This window comes from Pseudomonas sp. B6002, from assembly GCF_013385985.1.
Classification (GTDB): Bacteria; Pseudomonadota; Gammaproteobacteria; order Pseudomonadales; family Pseudomonadaceae; genus Aquipseudomonas.
In genome coordinates this window covers 84,420-103,690 of sequence record NZ_JACAOY010000028.1, presented here as the reverse complement: position 1 = coordinate 103,690, position 19,271 = coordinate 84,420, and the positions used below count along the sequence as shown (strand labels likewise).

The 19,271-nt window shown below is 57.4% G+C and carries 17 protein-coding genes; 10 read left to right on the top strand and 7 right to left on the bottom strand.

Annotated features, from left to right (window positions below):
* From HX792_RS27685 to HX792_RS27670, 4 genes are all read left to right on the top strand, one after another.
* Window positions 1–2,166 (top strand): RHS repeat-associated core domain-containing protein (locus HX792_RS27685; protein WP_176999064.1); only part of this gene is annotated, 2,166 nt, incomplete at its 5' end.
* On the top strand, window positions 2,163–2,549 hold the full coding sequence (locus HX792_RS27680) for a hypothetical protein (protein ID WP_176999063.1): 387 nt from the start codon (window positions 2,163–2,165) through the stop codon (window positions 2,547–2,549). The genes HX792_RS27685 and HX792_RS27680, both read left to right, overlap by 4 nt.
* A gap of 691 nt (window positions 2,550–3,240) precedes the next feature.
* Window positions 3,241–3,648, top strand: coding sequence for a hypothetical protein (locus HX792_RS27675; RefSeq protein WP_176999062.1), 408 nt, complete (start codon window positions 3,241–3,243; stop codon window positions 3,646–3,648).
* A gap of 165 nt (window positions 3,649–3,813) precedes the next feature.
* On the top strand, window positions 3,814–4,197 hold the full coding sequence (locus tag HX792_RS27670) for a hypothetical protein (RefSeq protein ID WP_176999061.1): 384 nt from the start codon (window positions 3,814–3,816) through the stop codon (window positions 4,195–4,197).
* A gap of 3 nt (window positions 4,198–4,200) precedes the next feature.
* Here the strand turns inward: HX792_RS27670 and HX792_RS27665 are convergent, their stop codons facing one another.
* On the bottom strand, window positions 4,201–4,638 hold the full coding sequence (locus tag HX792_RS27665) for a DUF3995 domain-containing protein (RefSeq protein ID WP_176999060.1): 438 nt from the start codon (window positions 4,636–4,638) through the stop codon (window positions 4,201–4,203).
* 93 nt (window positions 4,639–4,731) lie between these two features.
* On the opposite strand from HX792_RS27665, the gene HX792_RS27660 reads away from it, so the two are divergent.
* Window positions 4,732–5,121: a DUF2946 domain-containing protein gene (locus HX792_RS27660; RefSeq protein ID WP_176999059.1), complete on the top strand. Its 390-nt coding sequence runs from the start codon at window positions 4,732–4,734 to the stop codon at window positions 5,119–5,121.
* A 95-nt stretch (window positions 5,122–5,216) separates the two neighbouring features.
* Window positions 5,217–7,343: a TonB-dependent siderophore receptor gene (locus HX792_RS27655; protein ID WP_176999058.1), complete on the top strand. Its 2,127-nt coding sequence runs from the start codon at window positions 5,217–5,219 to the stop codon at window positions 7,341–7,343.
* Between the two features lie 141 nt (window positions 7,344–7,484).
* Here the strand turns inward: HX792_RS27655 and HX792_RS27650 are convergent, their stop codons facing one another.
* Entirely contained in the window at window positions 7,485–8,501 is a 1,017-nt protein-coding gene (locus HX792_RS27650) for an ABC transporter substrate-binding protein (RefSeq protein ID WP_176999057.1), read from the bottom strand.
* A 132-nt stretch (window positions 8,502–8,633) separates the two neighbouring features.
* Window positions 8,634–9,083 carry a hypothetical protein gene (locus tag HX792_RS27645; RefSeq protein ID WP_174244875.1) on the bottom strand — a complete coding sequence of 150 codons (450 nt, stop codon included), beginning with the start codon at window positions 9,081–9,083 and terminating at the stop codon, window positions 8,634–8,636.
* A gap of 414 nt (window positions 9,084–9,497) precedes the next feature.
* Here HX792_RS27645 and HX792_RS27640 point away from each other — a divergent pair, with 414 nt between their 5' ends.
* The 3 genes from HX792_RS27640 to HX792_RS27630 all read left to right on the top strand — a co-directional run bounded on the left by HX792_RS27640 (window position 9,498) and on the right by HX792_RS27630 (window position 10,422).
* Window positions 9,498–9,773 (top strand): hypothetical protein, encoded by a 276-nt coding sequence (locus HX792_RS27640; RefSeq protein ID WP_176999056.1) that lies wholly within the window; start codon window positions 9,498–9,500, stop codon window positions 9,771–9,773.
* 110 nt (window positions 9,774–9,883) lie between these two features.
* Complete coding sequence (locus HX792_RS27635; protein ID WP_176999055.1) at window positions 9,884–10,114, top strand: hypothetical protein; 231 nt, start codon at window positions 9,884–9,886, stop codon at window positions 10,112–10,114.
* Between the two features lie 71 nt (window positions 10,115–10,185).
* The gene (locus tag HX792_RS27630; protein ID WP_176999054.1) at window positions 10,186–10,422 is read left to right on the top strand and encodes a DUF2789 domain-containing protein; all 237 of its coding nucleotides are present in this window, start codon (window positions 10,186–10,188) and stop codon (window positions 10,420–10,422) included.
* 6 nt (window positions 10,423–10,428) lie between these two features.
* Here the strand turns inward: HX792_RS27630 and HX792_RS27625 are convergent, their stop codons facing one another.
* From HX792_RS27625 to HX792_RS27615, 3 genes are all read right to left on the bottom strand, one after another.
* Window positions 10,429–10,632, bottom strand: a complete 204-nt coding sequence (locus HX792_RS27625; protein WP_176999053.1) for a hypothetical protein — start codon at window positions 10,630–10,632, stop codon at window positions 10,429–10,431.
* Between the two features lie 115 nt (window positions 10,633–10,747).
* Window positions 10,748–11,980 carry a methyl-accepting chemotaxis protein gene (locus HX792_RS27620; RefSeq protein WP_371319388.1) on the bottom strand — a complete coding sequence of 411 codons (1,233 nt, stop codon included), beginning with the start codon at window positions 11,978–11,980 and terminating at the stop codon, window positions 10,748–10,750.
* Window positions 11,981–12,524: 544 nt separating this feature from the next.
* Window positions 12,525–12,929, bottom strand: coding sequence for a TraR/DksA C4-type zinc finger protein (locus tag HX792_RS27615; RefSeq protein WP_010564800.1), 405 nt, complete (start codon window positions 12,927–12,929; stop codon window positions 12,525–12,527).
* Between the two features lie 373 nt (window positions 12,930–13,302).
* Here HX792_RS27615 and HX792_RS27610 point away from each other — a divergent pair, with 373 nt between their 5' ends.
* Window positions 13,303–18,054, top strand: coding sequence for a hypothetical protein (locus tag HX792_RS27610; protein ID WP_176999051.1), 4,752 nt, complete (start codon window positions 13,303–13,305; stop codon window positions 18,052–18,054).
* 169 nt (window positions 18,055–18,223) lie between these two features.
* On the opposite strand, the gene HX792_RS27605 is transcribed toward HX792_RS27610, so the two are convergent.
* Window positions 18,224–19,246, bottom strand: a complete 1,023-nt coding sequence (locus tag HX792_RS27605) for an ABC transporter permease (protein ID WP_026083090.1) — start codon at window positions 19,244–19,246, stop codon at window positions 18,224–18,226.
* Window positions 19,247–19,271 lie beyond the last annotated feature (25 nt).

Here is a 19,271-nt window from a genome sequence, read left to right as displayed (position 1 = left end):
CGCTATGACGACCTTGGCCGCCAGGTGGCGCGGGAGGATGAGCATGGCGCGCTGACCCAGTATCAGTGGGACAGCGTGGGGCGGTTGATTCGGGTAGTTCTGCCGGGCGGATCTTTTAGGGAATACAGCTACAACCCTTATGGAAAAATCACTTCTGAGCGGGATGAGTTAGGCCGCGTTACCCGCTACGAGTATGCGGATGGGCTGCATCTGATCAGTCGGCGCATCAATGCGGATGGCACCCAGGTCAAGTATCGCTACGACAACGCGCGGTTATTGCTGACTGAGATCGAAAACGAGGTTGGCGAGACCTACAAACTCGATTACCACCTAAACGGTCTGATCCAGCAGGAAGTTGGGTTCGATGGACAGCGCACGGCCTACGTCTACGACCTCAACGGCAATCTGCAGGAAAAGACCGAACACGGCGACGACGGCAGTCAGTTGGTTACTAAATACCAGCGCGATCCTGCCGGGCGCCTCGTAAGAAAAACCCTCCCCGACGGCAAAACCGTCGACTACACCTACGACCGCCAAGGCAACCTCCTCGGTGTCGAAGACGGTCACTGGGCGCTGGCCTACGAATACGACAGCCAAAACCGCCTCACCGCCGAACACCAGGGCTGGGGCACCTTGCGCTACGGCTACGACGCCTGCGGCCAACTCCAGCACCTGCGCCTGCCCGACAACAACCGTCTTGTTTTTAATCATGCCAAGGGCGGTCACCTCGCCACCATCGAACTCAATGGCGAAGTCCTCACCTCCCACCTGTTCAACGCCGGCCAGGAACACCAACGCCAACAAGGCCAACTGCTCAGCCACTACCACTACGACGACCAACAACGCCTGCACGCCCACACCGTCACCCAGCAGGAACACCACCTCTACGCACGCCACTACACCTACGACAAATCCGGCAACCTCACCCGCCTGCTCGACACCCGCAAGGGCCAACACGACTACGCCCACGACCCACTGAACTGCCTCACCCGCGCCGACCACTCCCAAGACCTGCAAGAACGCTTCTCCCACGACCCGGCCGGCAACCTGCTCATGCAAAACCGCCCCGGCCCGGACATCGTCGCGGGCAATCGGTTGATGATTCAGGGGGATAGGCATTACGACTATGACGCTTTTGGCAATCTGATCCGTGAGCGGCGTGGCAAAGGTCACCTGCTCGTCACCGAGTACCGCTACGACTGCCAGCATCGGCTGATTGGCATCACCCAACCCAACGGGCAGACCGCCAGCTATCGATACGATCCGTTTGGGCGGCGGATCAGCAAAACCGTTGATGCAATAACGACCGAGTTCTTTTGGCAAGGCGACAAGCTGATTGCCGAGCATCACAAGGACCGGCATCGCAGCTACCTCTACGAACCCGGTAGCTTCAGGCCGCTGGCTTTGCTGGAAGGCTTCGGCCCCAAACAAACCAAGCCCTTCCACTACCAACTGGATCACCTTGGAACACCACAGGAGTTGACCGCCCCCAACGGTGAAATCGTCTGGTCCGCCCACTACCGCGCCTATGGCGAAATCAGCCGTCTGGACGTCGGAAAAATCGACAACCCGCTGCGCTTTCAGGGCCAATACTTCGATCAGGAAAGCGGGCTGCACTACAACCGGCATCGCTACTACAATCCGCATATTGGTCGTTACCTGACGCCCGATCCGGTGAAGCTGGCGGGTGGGATCAATGCGTACCGGTACGTGCCGAATCCTACGGGGTGGGTGGATCCACTAGGATTGGCATGTGCTCCGTATGATTGCCCAAACCCTGTAGCGGGCACTAGGTGGATATTCAATCCAGACGTAGATATTGATAGACGTCATGAAATGGGTAACGCCTACGAGCAAATGCACCGAGGGGTTAAAGAAGCAATGCAAAGAACAGGCGCAGCCAAGGAAGAATTTGAAGTAACTAAATGGGGAAAAGACCAATATGGAAAATCTTTCCCGACTGAATGGCGTGTTTCGGAAGGACCAAATAAAGGCGCTGAAGTAAACATAGACGACCCAGCACTAGCTCACAGTACAAATGGCCCTCGCACACCTCACATTGGATACCAGGCAGCAGGTAAGCGCCGAACAGGCGGAACTACAAGAGGGCATATATTGCTGACACTAGTTCCCGTCAGCCGATCCCGAATTGGAGCCCCCAAATGAGTTATCTAGAAACAGAAATCGATGAAACCTTAGAAAATCTACAAATTAAAAATACAAAGTTCAACACCGATGAACTGAAGACGTTGATCACGTCCCTTTGCAAAATTTTTTTTGGAGGCGCTCAATATCTAGACCCAAACAGCCTAAAAATCAAACACGCCGAATATAATCCTAAATTTTGGCAAGAGGTCTCAAAACGCATATACAACGATCAGTTGATCCTCATTGTCGTCGACACTGCGTACAGGGCATGGGCGATTGAAAAAGCAGAACACATCGAGAACATCTTGTCGGAAACTACTGGATATCCTTTTTGGATAACCGATAAAAAGCTTTCGTTCTTGATCTACATGGACGATCATGACTGCGTGAGCTTTGCCTAGACCGAGCATTACAGGACCAATATTTCATATTCGCCAGAGCGCGCTCACCACAAAAATGTGCAATTTAACTTTTCACAACTCACCGAACCCTTCTAACAAGACGACCACCTGATTACCTAGCACTACTTAAGCCACATTCACAACCAGAACTGAAAAACAGGCAAAAAAAAAAGCAAATACAACAAATCTGCTGCGCCAACAAAAAAACATGAAGACAATCTGCGTCCCACTCACCTCGAAAGCCATGCACTTATTGGATACAGACTCCTGCCCTGACTCATTACTCGAAACAATCAACCTCACCTCCGAAGAATATTATCGACTCTTAAAATCCGGCGCAATAGACACTATAAATACTTCGCTTGGCAAAATAATCGATGAATACGAAGATGAAAAAATCGACACGCCTGAAGATCTCAAAAAGACACTAAGCATCTTAGAGGCACGAAAGACAGCTACCAACTCAGACATCATAAACAAAATAATAAGTTTAAATACCTTAGCAATACACAACCATACAGGGCTATTTTTCTTCTTTTAGCCCCCTACAACATCCATTTTACAACCACCTCAAAGCATCATCATTCGAACCATCAAACCACAAAATCAAAAATCGCTCAAAGGACTACGAACAAACTCACAATCGCCGGACCACTTAAAAAAACAATCTAATCAGCGACGAGATTTTACAATGAATTATTTCGACGAAGAAGTTATTAAGGACTTCCAAAACCACAATACAGAACTTATTATATTGACTGAGGCCGAATGCGACCTATTAATAAATGCAATCAGCAGCCTCCCTTTTTCCGGAATCCAGATCGCATGGAACTCCTTAAAAGGAAGCACCTATCTCGGAACAATGGAATCACCAGAAGCGCAAAACTCGCTTGTGGAAAAAATAATTTCGGCCAGCAATGACGATATTCTTATAATCGGGGACACTGCTGACAACGCCTATTCAATAGACGTCAAAAACCTGGCTCTAGCAGTCGAAATATTTTCGCAATTACCTCAGCACACCTTTATCACTCAAAAAAATCTCAGCTGGATAGCTTGCATATCATTTAGAGGCCACATCGATTTTTCGACGCTATAAGTTTTATAGCCACGTTACTTACTTAATTACTCTAAAAACACCTTAGACGTTTTAAGCCAGGTTAATCGCGAAAGGGTCACCATAAAAAACATGATATCCAAATTTTCAAACCAATTAAAAACCACGAACAACACTTTTAGAGCGCTCAACTATCGAAGAACTAAAGTGAACATACTAATCACTGCAGCAATACCGGCCGACGACGGTCTATCCGTGAGCTTCCACTCGCCTGCCGGAAGTGGCACAGGCACATGGATGGGCATCACACCCAAGATCGGCGATGAACTGGATGTAGAGTTCGACCTAGAGGAAGTCTTCTCATTGGGGAAAAACCTCATGCCCTCATCCCGAAAGACTCCCTCCATCACGGTCGAAAACAAAGTCACATACATAACCGCTGAACTTATCCAAGATGAAGACGGCGAGTACACCGCGCTAAAATTCGGCGACTCAATAATCCTTATCGAACTTGACGAACCACTCACTCAAAAAGTCGGCTTTGTTGAGGTGACGGCATCAAGAATCCGCCTCTACCCCACAAACACCTGAGCCTCACCCCCACGCCACCACCAACAACCCCACCCCCAACACCAAACACAACGGCGAATAAAAATACGTATCCAACTTCGCAAACCTGGACCCACTCACCTTCTTGAAAAACCCCACCAGCTCCGAATCCCCGATCGCCCTGGCAAACATGATCACGGCTATCGCGCTGATCCCCCACTGCAACGCGCCATGGGACACCGCCGAGAAATACAATCCAGCGCGCAGGCACACCAATAGCGCTATCGCCACCAGCCCCATCGCCACCAGAAAGGTGCCCAACGCCGAAGGCTTGAACGCTGGCCGTGGCCCTCGGGCGAATTCGCCGGGCAACTGGGGGATGGCAGCCAGGCTGCCGAGTTTGCCGCCTGCGGCCCAATACAGGTGCACCATGCTGATGCAGGTGAAAATCCCGACGATCCATCGTGCAATGACAAAGCTCATGGCTGGCTCTCCCTGAAAACGTGCGAATGAGGATAGTCGGCCTGAGATTTTTTGTAGGCATTTCGTCGGCCGCTGATGGTAAAGTGCCGCCCCATGAAAATCGCCCGTGCCGACCGCCCGCTCATTGCCTGGATGCTCTATTGCTGCGTCCTGTTCAATGTGTTCGCGTGCAGTATTGGTCATGGGCAGATGCTGGGGATGCAGCTCAATGGCATCGGCGGGCAGTTCTGTACGGTGGACCCGCGCACCCAGGCGCCGGTACAAAAGAACTCGACCGACGAGAACCTGCCGACGTTGTCGAAGGCGTTCGGTTGCCCGCTGTGTTCATCGGGTGGAATGGGCCCGGCGCTCAATACCAGCCTCAATGTGGCGGTGCTGCCACAACCCCACGCGCCACCACCTGCGGTGGTTGTGGCTGCCGACATCCCTGCCCGCTTCACCTGGCCCACGGCTCACCCGCGCGCGCCGCCTGTTTTTGCCTGACACCTTCGCTTTCTGATCAGCACTGACCACCGTTCCCGTTGGGGATTACGGCCGGCTGTGCGTTGTTTTCAAGCCAAGTTTTTCAGGATTCAACCATGAAACATCTCCCCCTGTTGGCGGGCCTGTTCGGCTGCCTGCCTGTTTGCGCCGTGGCCATCGAGTTGGCCCCCACGACCATTGATGGCGATCAAGCCACCGAACCCGGCCTGACCCTGGATCAATCCAGCGGCATGGCGTCGCGCCTCGGATTGAGCGTGCGGGAAACCCCAGCGTCAGTGGCTATCGCCAATCGAAATGACATCGAGCGCCATGGCGCCAAGACCTTCCGCGATGCGGCCAACACCCTGCCCGGCGTCAACGCGAGTGCGCCGCCGGGGTTTGGCGGGTTCGTGTCATACCGTGGCTTTACCAGCAGCCAGATCACCCAGATGTTCAACGGCATCAACGTCGCCACCGGCCTGGCACGTCCGGTGGATGCGTGGATCTACGACCGCGTCGAACTGGTCGGCGGCCCGTCCTCGCTGATCAACGGCGCCGGCTCTGTGGGCGGCTCGCTGAACTACGTGACCAAACTGGCCACCCGTGAAGAGCAAGCTGCCGAGGGCCAACTCACCTATGGCAGCTACGACACGGCCGGCATGGCCTTCGGCGTCAATCATGCCCTGACCGAACCGGGCGCCGAGGTGCAGCACTACGCGCGCCTGGATGTAAGCCGCAACACCAACCACAGCTACATTGATCGCGATCAGCGTGATGCCTGGAGCGTGGCGTTTTCCCTGCTCAGTGACTTGACCCCCGACCTGTCCCATACCCTGGCCCTGGAATACCAGGACGAGCACGAAGACAGCCCCTACTGGGGCACGCCGGTACTCAACCCCAAGGCCGGCGAGCTGAAGATCGACCGGCATAACCGCTTCAACAACTACAACGTCGCCGATGGCCGTTACGAACAACGCACTATCTGGGCGCGTTCGATCATCGATTACCGGATCAACGACAGCACCACCCTGAAGAACACCCTGTATCACCTGGACAGCCAGCGCGACTACCGCAACCTGGAAACCTACCAGTACAACGCCGACAACAGCGCGGTGAACCGCTCCACCGCCTACCAGGTGCGCCATCAGGGCGAGCAGAACGGCAACCAGTTCGAACTGCGTCACGACAGCAGCCTGTTCGGGCTGTCGACCACCTGGTCCGGTGGCTTTGAATACAAGGTCAACAGCACCACCAACAACCCGCTCAACGTACCGGGCAACAGCACGGTGGACCCGAACAATTACAACCCGGGGCACTTCTATGACATCCCGGGCACCAAGCCGGGCTTTGTCAGCGACAAGACCAACGAGGTCACCACCCGTGCGCTGTTCGTGGAAAATCGCCTGGGCCTGACCGATAAACTCTCCCTGCTCACCGGCCTGCGCTACGACGCCATCGACCTGGATGTGACCAATCACCGAACCGTAACCGCAACCAACCCACGGCACTTCACCCGCAGTTGGGAACCGGTAACCGGCCGCGTGGGCCTGACCTACCAATTCATCCCGACGGCCAATGTGTATGTGCAATACAGCACCGCCGCCGAACAGCCGAACACCACCACGCAAGTGTTCGACGTCTCGACGGGAAAACAGTGGGAAGTGGGCAGCAAGTTCGACTACCTGGACGGTCGTGGTTCGGCCACCGTTGCCGCCTACAAGATCGAGCGAAAGGACTTTGCTGTCACCGACCCACTGGACCCGACCAACAGCATTCCGGTGGGCGCGCAATCGTCCAAGGGCATTGAGTTGGCCAGCTCGCTGCGCATCACCCCGAGGCTATTGGCCGAAGGCAACTTCGCCTGGGTCGACGCCGAATACGATGACTTCAACGAGAAAATCGCCAGCGGCGCCGTGGTCTCGCGCAAAGGCAATACGCCGACCAATGTGCCCAAGCAGGTGGGCAACCTGTGGCTGACTTATGACTTTGCCGAGGACTGGCAAGGGGGTGTGGATGCGAGGTATGTGGCGCAGGTGTATGCAGACAATGCCAACACACAGACGGTGCCGGCCTACACGTTGTTCGGGACATTCCTGCGCTACAAGGTGGACTCGCACACTTCGGTGACCGGGCGCGTGCGCAACCTGACCAACGAGGTGTATGCCGAGTTTGCCCATGTGTCGCCGGCGTATTACCTGGGGTCGCCGAGGACCTTTGAATTGGCCGTGCAAACCAAGTTCTAAAACATACCACCCGGTCAATGTGGAAGCCGGGCTTGCCCGCGATGGCGGTATGTCAGGTAACAAATTTGTTGCCTGACTCACCGCCATCGCAGGCAAGCCAGCTCCCACAGTTGGAGCTCCACTGGGTGGTAATACCTGCAATTACTTCAAACTTGCTTCCACCTTCTGCGCCACATCCTCAGTCAACCACGCCTTCCACACCTCGGGATGCTCCTTGAGAAACACCTGGGCGACATCCCGCGGCGGTGTGTGATTTTCGCTCATCGCGGCCAACGCTTTATTCAACGGCCCGATGGGAAACTGAACCTTGGTAAAAAACTCGGCGATCTGCGGATGTTCCTTCTGAAACGGCGTCGACACACCAATGCTCAGCTTGGACGCCAACGAACGCGTCGGCCTCGGGTTGGGGTTGTCTGCATCGGTGAGCGTCTTCCAGGCATCGGCATCAAACGGTGGCTCTTCCAGCTGGATCAGCTTGAAGCGGCCCATCAGGGGAGTCGGTGACCAGTAGTAGAACAGCACCGGCTTGCCACGACGAATCGACGAGGCGATTTCGGCATCCAAGGCTGCGCCCGAACCGCTGCGAAAATTCACATAGCTGTCGTCCAGGCCATAGGCCTTGAGCTTCTGGGCGTTGACCACTTCCGAAGTCCAGCCGATGGGGCTGTTGAGAAAGCGCCCTTTGCCAGGGGACTCGGGGTCCTTGAACACGTCCTTGTAGCGCGCCAGGTCCTGCACGCGCTTGAGGTCGGGCGCCAGGGGCTTGAGGCCTTTGGCGGGATCACCCTTGACCACGTACTCCGGCACCCACCAACCTTCGGTCGCGCCTTTGACCGTATCGCCCAGGCCCACCACCTTACCTTCGGCTTCGGCCTTGATCCACACGGGGCTGCGGCCAGCCCACTCTTCGCCGATCACCTGGATGTCATTCTTGGCGAGGGCGGTTTCCAGGGTGATGGTGGTGCCGGGCAAGGTATCGGTGGGCAGGTCATAGCCCTTCTCCACGATAAACCTCAGCACCTCAGTGATGAGGCTGCCGCTTTCCCAGTTCAGGTCGGCGAAATGCACCGGCGCCTCGGCAGCGGTCACAGGCGACGCAGCCATCGACAGGCCCAGTGTGGTCAGCGATGCAGCCAACAGCGTTCTCAATCCTTTCATGCCTTTGCACCTCGCGATGTCGCAGCCAATAGCGGATGGCTTTGCTGCCTATGCGCGAAGCCTCTGAATAGTTAAGTCAACTCAACTGTAGTAGAGGTTCCGGGAGAGAACGGTACACGCGGTGTTTATGGACTACTCGCTGGCCTTGAAGGTCACCAGCTCGCCCTTGCGCCACTTGGCGGCCTTGCCGGTCACGGCCTTGAGGGTCTTGGTCAGCCCTTCCTGCAATTGTTCGTTGGCGGCGAATACCAGCATCACACTGTGGCCTTCCTTGAACACGATGCCCTGCCCTTCGGCAGAGGACACAAAGGCGTAATCGCCCAGGCCATACACGGTCAACTTGATATCGCGGAACTTCAGTTCGAACTTGCCACCTTCGCGACTGGGCAATACCGCCGCACGAAAGTGATCGCCTACCTTGAGTTCCAGGCGTGGCTTGTCATCCACGACCATCGCTGTTTCGGTATCGATCTCAGCGATATAGATGCCTTCCGGCGTCTGTTCAGTGATGTAAACAAAACGTGATTGGAACTGCTTGACCAACTTTGCGCGCAAATCACCCAGCACGAATAACGCGTGCATATCCAGATTACTGACTGCCAAGGAAACGCCCCCACATCGAAAAGAGCGCTGACCGCCTGAGCGGGCAGCACAAAAAAAGGCCGTTACGGCTCGATCACACAACGCATTTGTAAAAAAGCTGAAGTAGAGCCTGCTGCTGCGCCGTAAGACTAGTACAGACGTACGCGATGGACCCTTTGCAAGGTCATCCGGCACCACAGGAGATCACAGGTTCAACGACCAGAGAACACGGGTCGGCCAACTTCAGAGAATAACCCAATTAAAAATGCAGTTTTCCGACAGCCTAAACAAATGTAACGATCTGGCTTGGAACTCGACCAAGGCTGCCGCCAACAATACTAAAACAGCAACACGGGTCAAAACCACCCGAAACGCTGCTGGTGGGTCAACAAGATCGATCAACGGGAGCTGGCCATGCAACACCCTCGACACGATACACTCTATTCCACTACTCGTTCATCTTGCCAGGACGAGAGCCCATATTACCGCCTGCACGGCCATGACGGGTATCCGGATTCAGTCCTTTACCAAGTCATTCCTGCCGGCAGGAATTTTTTCCATATCCGTGAAGTCACCAGTGGCCGGGTCAAAGGCTTTCGCAGCAATCACGACAAAGCCTGTGAACTGGCCAAAAAGCTTGAAGCGATCCTGCACGCCCCTTACGGCGCAGTCGTTTCATCAGCTGGGTGAGTTTACTGCGCCCTCGCCCGCCAACAACTGCCATACTGGCCCGTCCATTGAAGTTTGTCCCTAGCGGGTCAAGTTTCATCAGTGCAGTTACCTTGAAGGGAAGGCTATACGTGACGGAATTTGATATTGGCGAATTTTTCATCCATGGCGATGCCAGGGAAGTAGACGGTGAGTTTCAGGCAGTCATTATCATGCGCGCCAAGCCACCGCTGACCACGGTCACCACGCACCAGGTCGAAAAAGATCGCTGGTTCAAAACCGTCGACGCCGCGGCCATCGCGGCCAAGGAAGCCGCAAAGGCGTTGAAGGCTGCGGTGGATTGCGGCGCACTCAATTCCTGATAATCCGATAGAACTCTGAAGCGCGGCAGGCCTCCCATGCACAACGACCATCACCTTGCAGGGAGATCGATATGGATGCGCCACTACCCACGCTGGAAACACTGTTCGAACAACTGGGCCTGGACTCTACGCCCGAGGCGATTGACGCCTTCATTGTCGCGCACCCGCTGCCTGAAGACGTGAAGCTGATCGACGCGCCCTTCTGGACGCCCCAGCAAGCGCAGTTCCTGAAAGAAGAGTTGCGCGAAGACGCTGAATGGGCGATTCCCGTGGACGAGTTGAACCAGCGCCTGCACCAACCTCAATAAGGCTGCTCAATGCAGGCTGTCTGATTGTTCCAGGCGCAACAGCGCTTGCCAGGCAGCCTGGCATTCCTGCGCTTCTTCACGGCTGGCGAACGCCGTGCCGCGCTGCTCCCCATTCAGCAGCACCACCCAGCAAGCTTTCTGGCCCAGCGCACGCAGGGTTTCAGGTACGCCACTGCCGATCATCACGGCGACATCGACTTTGTTTTGCATGGAGCTTCTCCGCAGCATTAGTTAGCTGGCTAACAATGTTCGCCATGCTACGGTTTTCTGCCAGTAGGAAAAAGCTATCCCCGGAATAGCTGCGTTGCATAAACAGCAACAATCACTAGCCCGTGACCTTCGCCCCCTCCGGTTTATAGCCCAGACGCAACCCACCCCAATGGCGGCCCTTGACCATGATCGGCACGGACAAGTCGTGCATCAGCTCCCCGGTATCACGGGTGTAAGTCTGCAACAACACCGCCTGTTGATGGCTGCCACAACGAATGCCAGTACGGTCCTCGAACTTGCGTTTGGTGCGGTTCTGCACGGAGTCGACCTGCGCATCGCCGGTCAGGGCGTGAGAAAACGCTTTGTTATGGGTCGGTACATAGCCTTGGGGCGTGCAGGCAATTGCAAATACCAGCCCCTCATGACGGGGCAGCAAGGCTTCCTGGATCGCCGGCAAGACCTGGTCGGTATAACCGTCAAAACGCGAGTGGTATTTGGTGGGGCTGGTATTGGGAATGGCGGTGTAGCTGCGATCGAACAAGTCTTCCAAGCTGATGCGGCTTTGCTGCACATCGGCCTCGAACTGCTCGGCAATACGATTGGCACCTTCGCGGGCCAAGTCGTAGATCCGCTGGTGATAGTCATCCAGGCCAACTTCGGCCAGGCGCTCGCTGATGGTCTCGGCCTGCCCTTCCATTTGCACGGCTGCGTCAGCGAGCTGACGGGTTTGCTGGTCGCTGACGGTAAGGTCGCTGCGCATCTGCTCCACGGCGTGGAACAGGCTGTCGAGCTGGGTGCGGTTGGTATCGGCGCCCTCGGCGATCGCATTGACCTGCCCTTCCACGTCCGCCGCCAGGCTGGCGATGCTCTCGAGTTGCCCGCCAGCATGCTCCACCTGTTCGACGCCAGTGTGCAGGTCCGCCGAAAGCTGGCGAATCTGCTCCACCACCTGGGCCGTGCGTTGCTGGATGTCGGCGACCATAACCCCGACTTCATCGGTGGCCGTGGCGGTGCGCCCGGCCAGGCCGCGCACTTCATCAGCCACCACGGCAAACCCGCGCCCATGCTCGCCAGCCCGCGCGGCTTCAATGGCGGCGTTCAGCGCCAACAGGTTGGTCTGGCTGGCGATGGACTGAATCACCAGGGTAACCCGCTGGATTTCTTCGCTGCGCTGGCTCAGGGCTTCGATCAGCTCGCGGCTGGCGTTCGCGCGCTGACTGAGCTGGTGCATGCGGGTGATCGATTGGGCCAACACTTCGCGGCCTTCGGTGCTGCGCTGATGGGCCTGGCTGGCTGCGCCCAGCGCTTGACGGCTAAGTTCAGAGGTGACCTTTTCGGTGCCGATCATCACCTCGGCGCTGCTGACAATTTGCTTGGCGGCGCTCAACTGCGACTGCAAGCGTGCAGCCAGTTGCTTGACCGAATAGGCCACGCCGGCAGCGGACAATGCGTTATGACTTGTTGTGTAGGAAAGATCGCGGGTTAGCTCGCCAATCGCATCGGCGCCTTCAGAAGGAGCGATCACCGGAGTACGACTTTTAAGGCGAGGCAGCCAGATCACCAGCAAGGCCAGTGGCAGGCACAGATATATCGGCAAGCTGGCAAACGCCAGGCTAAGCAGCACGAGCACCAGGGCAGCGCTCTGCAAGAACGGCGTCAGCCAGCCGGGCAGCGTGCGCGCCACCGAATGCGGTGGCACTGCTGCGCCCATCAGAGATCCGTCTCCAGCCATCGTTGTTACCCCACTGCTTGTCGTTATTGTGTCTGCATTAAACGCCACTATCGGGCCATTATCCATGGGCCTTTAGTGGGGTGGCTTGCAGCAGATCAATAGACGGGGCGTAACAGGTGTTTCTCGGGGCACCGACGGCTCGGCCCCCCGTTTCACCGCATCAGGCTTGACGCTGGTGCTTGTCGATCTGCTCGTGGCGCTCTTGCGCTTCGATGCAGTACTTGGTGGTCGGGCTGATCAGCAGGCGCTTGAGGCCGATAGGCTCGCCGCTGTCATCACACCAGCCAAAGGAATCTTCCTTGATGCGCTCCAGCGCGCGTTCAAGTTGCGGCAGCATGCGCTGGTCGCGATCAATGGCGTTCACCAGCCAGGTGCGCTCTTCTTCAACGGAAGCGGCGTCGGCCGGGTCAGCCGGGGTGTCCAGGCTTTCAATGGCGATACGGTTCTGCTCAATGCGCTCGTGGTGTTCCACTTTCATGTCTTGCAGCAACTGCTCGAAAAAAGCGTGCTGTTCGGCATTCATGTAGTCATCCGCCGGCATGGCCAGCAACTTTTCCTTTGTCATTGATTTCTCTATAAAAAATACGTGCATTAAGGCGAATAAGGGAGCGTTCCGGCCGACCTCTGCAGGTCTCGGAAGGGCGCCGTCCATTCCAAGCGCCACCCGGCACTCAATTTACGAGGGGCGGCAGTCTAAGGCCGACTTGAGGGCGCAGCAACTGAAAAGACAGGCAATTTTTCCCAAACAACCCCCAAAAGCACCAGGACGGGCTCGGCGAATGGTCATCGGAGTGCGTTTATAGCAAGAAATTCAGGGTTGTGGAGCTATATGAAAGACGAATGGTTGATTTAGGGCCCAGCAATAGCTACCGCCAGGCCGAGGGCCAATGGGCATTAGCTAAGGCCTGTTTCCATTATCGACCCGAAAAGGCCCCGTTATGCCCCTCAGTTCTCCCCCATCGCCTGCCGGTGAACCTCTCAGCGGCGCGGTCAACGCGCAGTTCGCCTCCCGCCCGACACTGGCTGCAGTCACTCAGCATTTGCTGGCGACATTCATCGCCCAAGCCTATCCCACGCTCAACATCGACCTGAACCGCACTCAATTGCTCATCCCCACGTCCCGGGGTGGATGGGCCCGGCAGTCACTCATGGCGCTGACGCTCGATTATCTCGCCAACGGCAAGGCGCCGGACTTCAGCGACCGCCACGGTCGTCCTTGCCACCTCAGTGACGAAACGACCACGCCCTTGCGGGCCAATGATCAGCCACTGGACATGACGCTGATCCAGGCACTGATCGAATCTCTCCCCCAGACCCTGCCGACCGCCCTGCAAAATGCCCTCGCCGCTTACTGGAACAGCCCAGGCGACGCTGGCGTAACGCGCTGGCACTGGTTCAGCGAGGCGCTCAGAGACACCTTGCGCATGACGCTCATCCAAAAGAATGACCTAATGCCCGAGGAGCGCGAGATGCTCGATCAACTGGTTGAATGCCCCGACCACGACCAGCGCATTGCACGCTTTGGTGATGCCGCCGTCCATGCTTACTTTCCGATGGCGACGTTCACCGCTGGCAAGCGAGCTCAGCAACGCCTGGGTGCGGACTTGATACTGATACCGGTTTATAAAGGCCAGCCGCATATTTTAAGGTGCTCCGTGGCGGGCGGTTACGAGCGTGACTACACCATGGATTCGGCGCTATCGGACTGGGCCGCGCCCCTGGAACGGGACGCCGCATTCGAACGTATCACCACCCAACGCTTCGAGGCAGACGGTCACCTGTTTGATGCCCAAACGGCCATCATCCTCAATCGCCAACTGCAACAGTTGCAGGGGCTGAGATTGGGCACCCCATTCGGGCTCCAGGCGTTGCAGGCTGTGTATTGGCAGATCACCGATCCGGTGGCGAGCTTTGACAACGCCGCGCTCTACAGCTCTCGCACACTGACCACGTTGCGCCGCGACCTGCCTGAATGGCTGAGCCGGGCCACCCCTGGCGAGCGCATGCAATACCGGCATTACAGCCTGAAACTGGCCAGCGCGAAAAAGCGCAGCGAGGGCGAGACGTTTCTCAGCGATATACCGGATATCCGTACCTACACCCAAACCGCCTTGCTCAATCAACTGCTCAAGGATGAAGCCCGCCTGGGCACTGCCCACTCCGGGCCGGAACACGCCGCGCAATGGGATCCCGATGACCTGCAACTGACCTTTCATGTGGCTGCCGGCTACCCAGGCGGCGCGGGCTACGTCGAAAAAATCCACATGAGCCTGACGGACCTGGCCATCAACAACCTGCAAAGCCAGCCACGGGGGCAACTCACCGTGGCCCATCGCAACAACCTGCCCCTGCCCGCCTGGCTCACGGCCGACTATATCAATGGCAGCGGTGGTCTGATCCAGCAGGTCAACATTGGCAAGAACTACCCTGAAATGCTCAAGGCCCATCTACTTGAGGGTAACGAAGCAGTACAGCAACGAGAACGTCGATTTGCCGAACAAACCGAAGCGCAACTCCCCTTGCTTGCACTGGAGTCGAGCCTCAGGCAAATCAATGGCTTTACGGCACAGGGCGCCGCCTATGTCACCGCATTGGTGGCTCGTCAGGCAGATGAACGACGAGTAGACGGCCGCGCCGTCGTCATTCGCCAACTCGCCCTGATGCGCAAACCCGGCGCTTCGGCCGATGCGGTCACCAACATGTACATCATCGAAAGCGAAGCCGGCGAAACCGGGCCTCATATCCTGTATCGCCCGCTGTATACCGACATGCTGCTGCAGTTCAATAGCCGCGAACAGTTGATGAGCGCCATTGCCACACCGGGCGAGCTGCAAACCAGCGTCCTGACCTGGCTGTCTGACGGTGCGCGGCCGATCTACGACAACGGTGGCTTTCAGCAGCCGCACTACGTCAGGTTTGGTGCCGGCAGCGAGTTCGACCTGCCCGAAATCCCAGTACCGGCTACGCTTGCCGCGAACGGTATCAATGATGAGCTGTTGCAGTTTTTAGCCAATGGCCAGCTGATGCAGTACCTGTACGGCGCTAATGCGCGAGCGTTGGTCGATCAGGCTGAACGTGAGTCCGTGTCCAATGCCGAGAGTCGCTGGCAAGTGCTCCTCGAGGGTGCCGGGCTGCTGTTCAGTACGTTGCTGCTACCGCTGGCGCGTGGGCCGCTGATGCTGACCGGCTGGTTGTTGAGCCTGGCAGGCAGCGCCAGCCGGGACATCCCGGCACTCAACAGTGCAGACGCCGAGACGCGAGAACTCGCATGGGCAGACCTGCTGCTGAACGTCGGCCTGCTGATGTTCGAACTGGCACCGACACTCGTGTCACCCAAACGCAGTTCGTCGGACGCCCACACATGGCAGATCCAGCGCTCACCGCTGGAACGGCGCGCACCGGAACAATGGCCGCCGCTTCCGGCCCCGGTTATTGAACATGGCACCGTCCTGTTGGGCGGCGGTAGCTCGGGGTTGGAAAGCTGTGTGTTCGACTTCAGCTTTGCCAGCGCGCGCCAGCGGCTGACAGCCGACCAGCAGCAGCGCCTTTCACTGCTCCAGGCGCCCAAACCCGAAGTGCTACCTGACCCCGTGTCGAGCGGGCCGCATCGCGGCCTCTACCACCATCTACGGGACTGGTACGCACTCATTGACTCGCGCTGGTATCAGGTTCGCCTGGAAACCGATGGCGTGGTGATCGTCGATCCTTTCAATACCCGACGCGAAGGCCCTTACCTTAAATCAGACGGCCAGGGTAACTGGTCGATCGACTTGCAGTTGCGCCTACGCGGCGGCATGCCCCCCAAGCGCATTGCGGCCGAACGCGAACGCAAAGCCTTGCGCAAGCAGCAACTGGGCGAAGAACAGACACGGTTCACCAACAGCCCTCAAGTCATGCAACAAGGTCGCCTGGTGAGCCTCAAAAGCCCGCAACAATTGCTGCAAGAAAAGGTAGACATGGCGCAAATGCTGATGGAAAAAGCCGCCACCGACCCCAAGTACAGCGACCAGGCCCGCGCCAACACACGCAAGAATTTCGACAATGCCCTCCATGAACAAATGAATGTTTTCATGGGGTTTCTCGACAGCCGTAAGGAACGTAGCGAACTGGGGATTGCGATGCCCGCCAACGTCGCCGCCATCTTTCTGGAAAACACTGTGAACAATGCGCGCAAGTCGGTGGTGGTCGCCGACATGGATCGCCAGGCGCTGTACGCCGAAAACCCAGACTTGAAAGCGCCCTACGAGCAGGCGCTGCCGGCAATTCTTCTGAACCCGCCGCGCTACGCGCAGTTTCTAAAGGATATAAGCCTGATCAATGAGCGCCAGATCAACGCTCTGGAAATCAAGGATCGCTCCTTGCTGGAGCTATTCAACCTTGGCAAGCCCGGCCCAGAGGCCTACAACCGCCTGACAGAAGGGCGTCCGGATGAAATCAGCGCCCTCGCCCTCAAATACTCGCAATTACAGAACTTCAAATACCTGAGCAAAAAGAACTGGCGCGACGGTTTGCTCCACAACGAGCTGGATCTGATCCTCGACCCACTGGGCCGACACCTACGCACCCATAGCGAACTCAATACCCTCAACCTCGGCCCTGCCGACCGAATCGCCGTACTGGACAGCCTCTTCCAACATTACGCCCCCGCAGTGGATGCCTTACAGGGCCTCACCATCGTGCACGCCGAGAGCCTGGATATGGCCCATTTCCAGCCTTTGCAGGCACTGGTGAACTCGCTGTATCAAGACGTCATGCAACAGTTGGCCGCCGAGGTCAAGCCATTGCCCGAAACGGCGAAGCGCCCGCCCAAGCGCGCACTGAGCGCTCCCGATAGAATCCAGAAAAAAGTGATCAAGACCCGCAGGCAAGGCATTTTGATCGGCAACATGAAGCCCGCCGACAACGTCTTACCTATCGATACGGTGGAGGTTCGTTCCGAGCAAACAGACCAGTTGTTGGCCACTTACTCGGAGCACGAAAGTGGTTGGGATGAGGTCGAGTTCCAGCATCGGCCCTCCGCGTCGGGGTCGCAGCCGAAAACCCGCGCGCTCAGTATCGTCAAGGGGGAGGCACGCCAGCGTCTAAACGCCTTGGAGCCGACAATCAAACGCCAGGAACGCTATGCGCAGATGTCGCGGTTCCCGATCGAAATACAGGAGAGCCTGGATGTCGAAGCATCGCGTTACGCAGAGCTGGCCAATGAGCTGGATCGCGCCATTTCAGCCCAGCCCAAAGAAGAGCAGGCCAGCGCCGACCTAAACCTGGTCAGCCAATTACGCAACGCGGTGGATACCTTGAAGGGCAAAGGCCGCGCTCTGCGCATTGAGCGCACCCTTGCCCTTGTGCCGACCGACAGCCATGTGGCCTACCTGCTTGAGCAGGATCAGGTCCAGTTGGCCAGCCTCGGGTCGCGCATTCCCCTGCGTGGGGAACGTTGCGACTTTATCCAGGAATATGCCATCAACGACAAACGCGGCTCCCCGTTGTGGTATGCGCACTTTCACTACCCGCAGAAGGCAGCCCCCAAGCTTGAGTACACCGTGGCCCATCTCAAGACCAAAGCCCAGCGCACCGAGAGCTATTACTCGCTGCTAAGCAAGGCACAAAACCCGCAAAACGTGGTGGATGTGCATCGAGGGAGCATCAGCCGAGGGCTGGCTGAACGATGGTTCCTCCCGCTGGCGCCTTGAATCCCCCGCGGCGCACCTGAAGCAGTAGTTAGCAGGCTTGCCCTGCGCCAGGCGCACCACCTATCCCAACCCAACCACTGTGTTCCATCTATTGATATTCGGAGCCCGGTTGGGGACCGCGTTGCGGCTGGCGCGGGGCAAGCCCGCTCACTACAGGACCTGCGTGTGATCAGCGTTTGAGTTTGCGCTTGTTACGGTATTGGTCGATCACCACCGCGATGACGATGATCAGGCCCTTGATGATGTCCTGGATGTACGCATCCACGCCGACAAAGGTAAACCCGCTGGCCATCACCCCGAGGATCAGCGCGCCGATCACGGTGCCGGTGATGCGCCCTACCCCGCCCGCCAGGCTGGTGCCGCCGATCACGGCCGCCGCAATCGCGTCCAGCTCATAGGACATGCCCATGCCCGCCTGCCCGGTCGCGGCACGTGCCGAGGCCACCACACCGGCCAAACCTGCCAAGAGGCCTGCGATGCTGTACACGATGATCAAATGGCGCTTGACGTTGATACCCGAAGTCCGCGCCGCCTGCATGTTGCCGCCGATGGCGTAGGTGTATTTGCCGTACTTGGTGTAGCGCAAGGCAATGTGGAAGATCACCGCCACCACCAGGAAGATGATCACCGGCATCGCGCCATGGCCGATGGCCGTGTACGAGTCCGAGAGCATGCTCACCGGCTGGCCTTCGGTGTAGTAACGCGCCAGGCCACGGGCCGACACCATCATGCCGAGGGTTGCAATAAAAGGTGGAATCCCCGTGACGGCAATGATGCTGCCGTTGATTGCCCCGGCCAACAGCCCCACACCCAATCCCATCGCCACCGGTATCCACACCGGCAAGTCAGTCAGGCTGGGGAACACCGCCCGGGAAAAGTCCGAGGTCTGCGCCAGGCTCGCGGCGATCATCGCCGACAGCGCCAGCACTGAGCCCGAGGACAGGTCGATCCCGGTGGTGATGATCACTTGCGTCACACCGATGGCCAGCAGGCCGATGATCGACACCTGCAGGATCATCAGCACCAGGCGCTGGGAGTTCATCAAAAAGCTCTGGTCGCGCACGATCCAGCCGAACAGTTCAAACACCAGGCCGATGCCGATCAGCACCAGGAAAATGCTCAGTTCGGTCGGCATGCGTCGACGGTGCTTGACCGGTGCCGTGGCGGGCTTGTTGTCTGTTATTGCGTTCATAGCCAATCACCTTCTTATTCTGTAG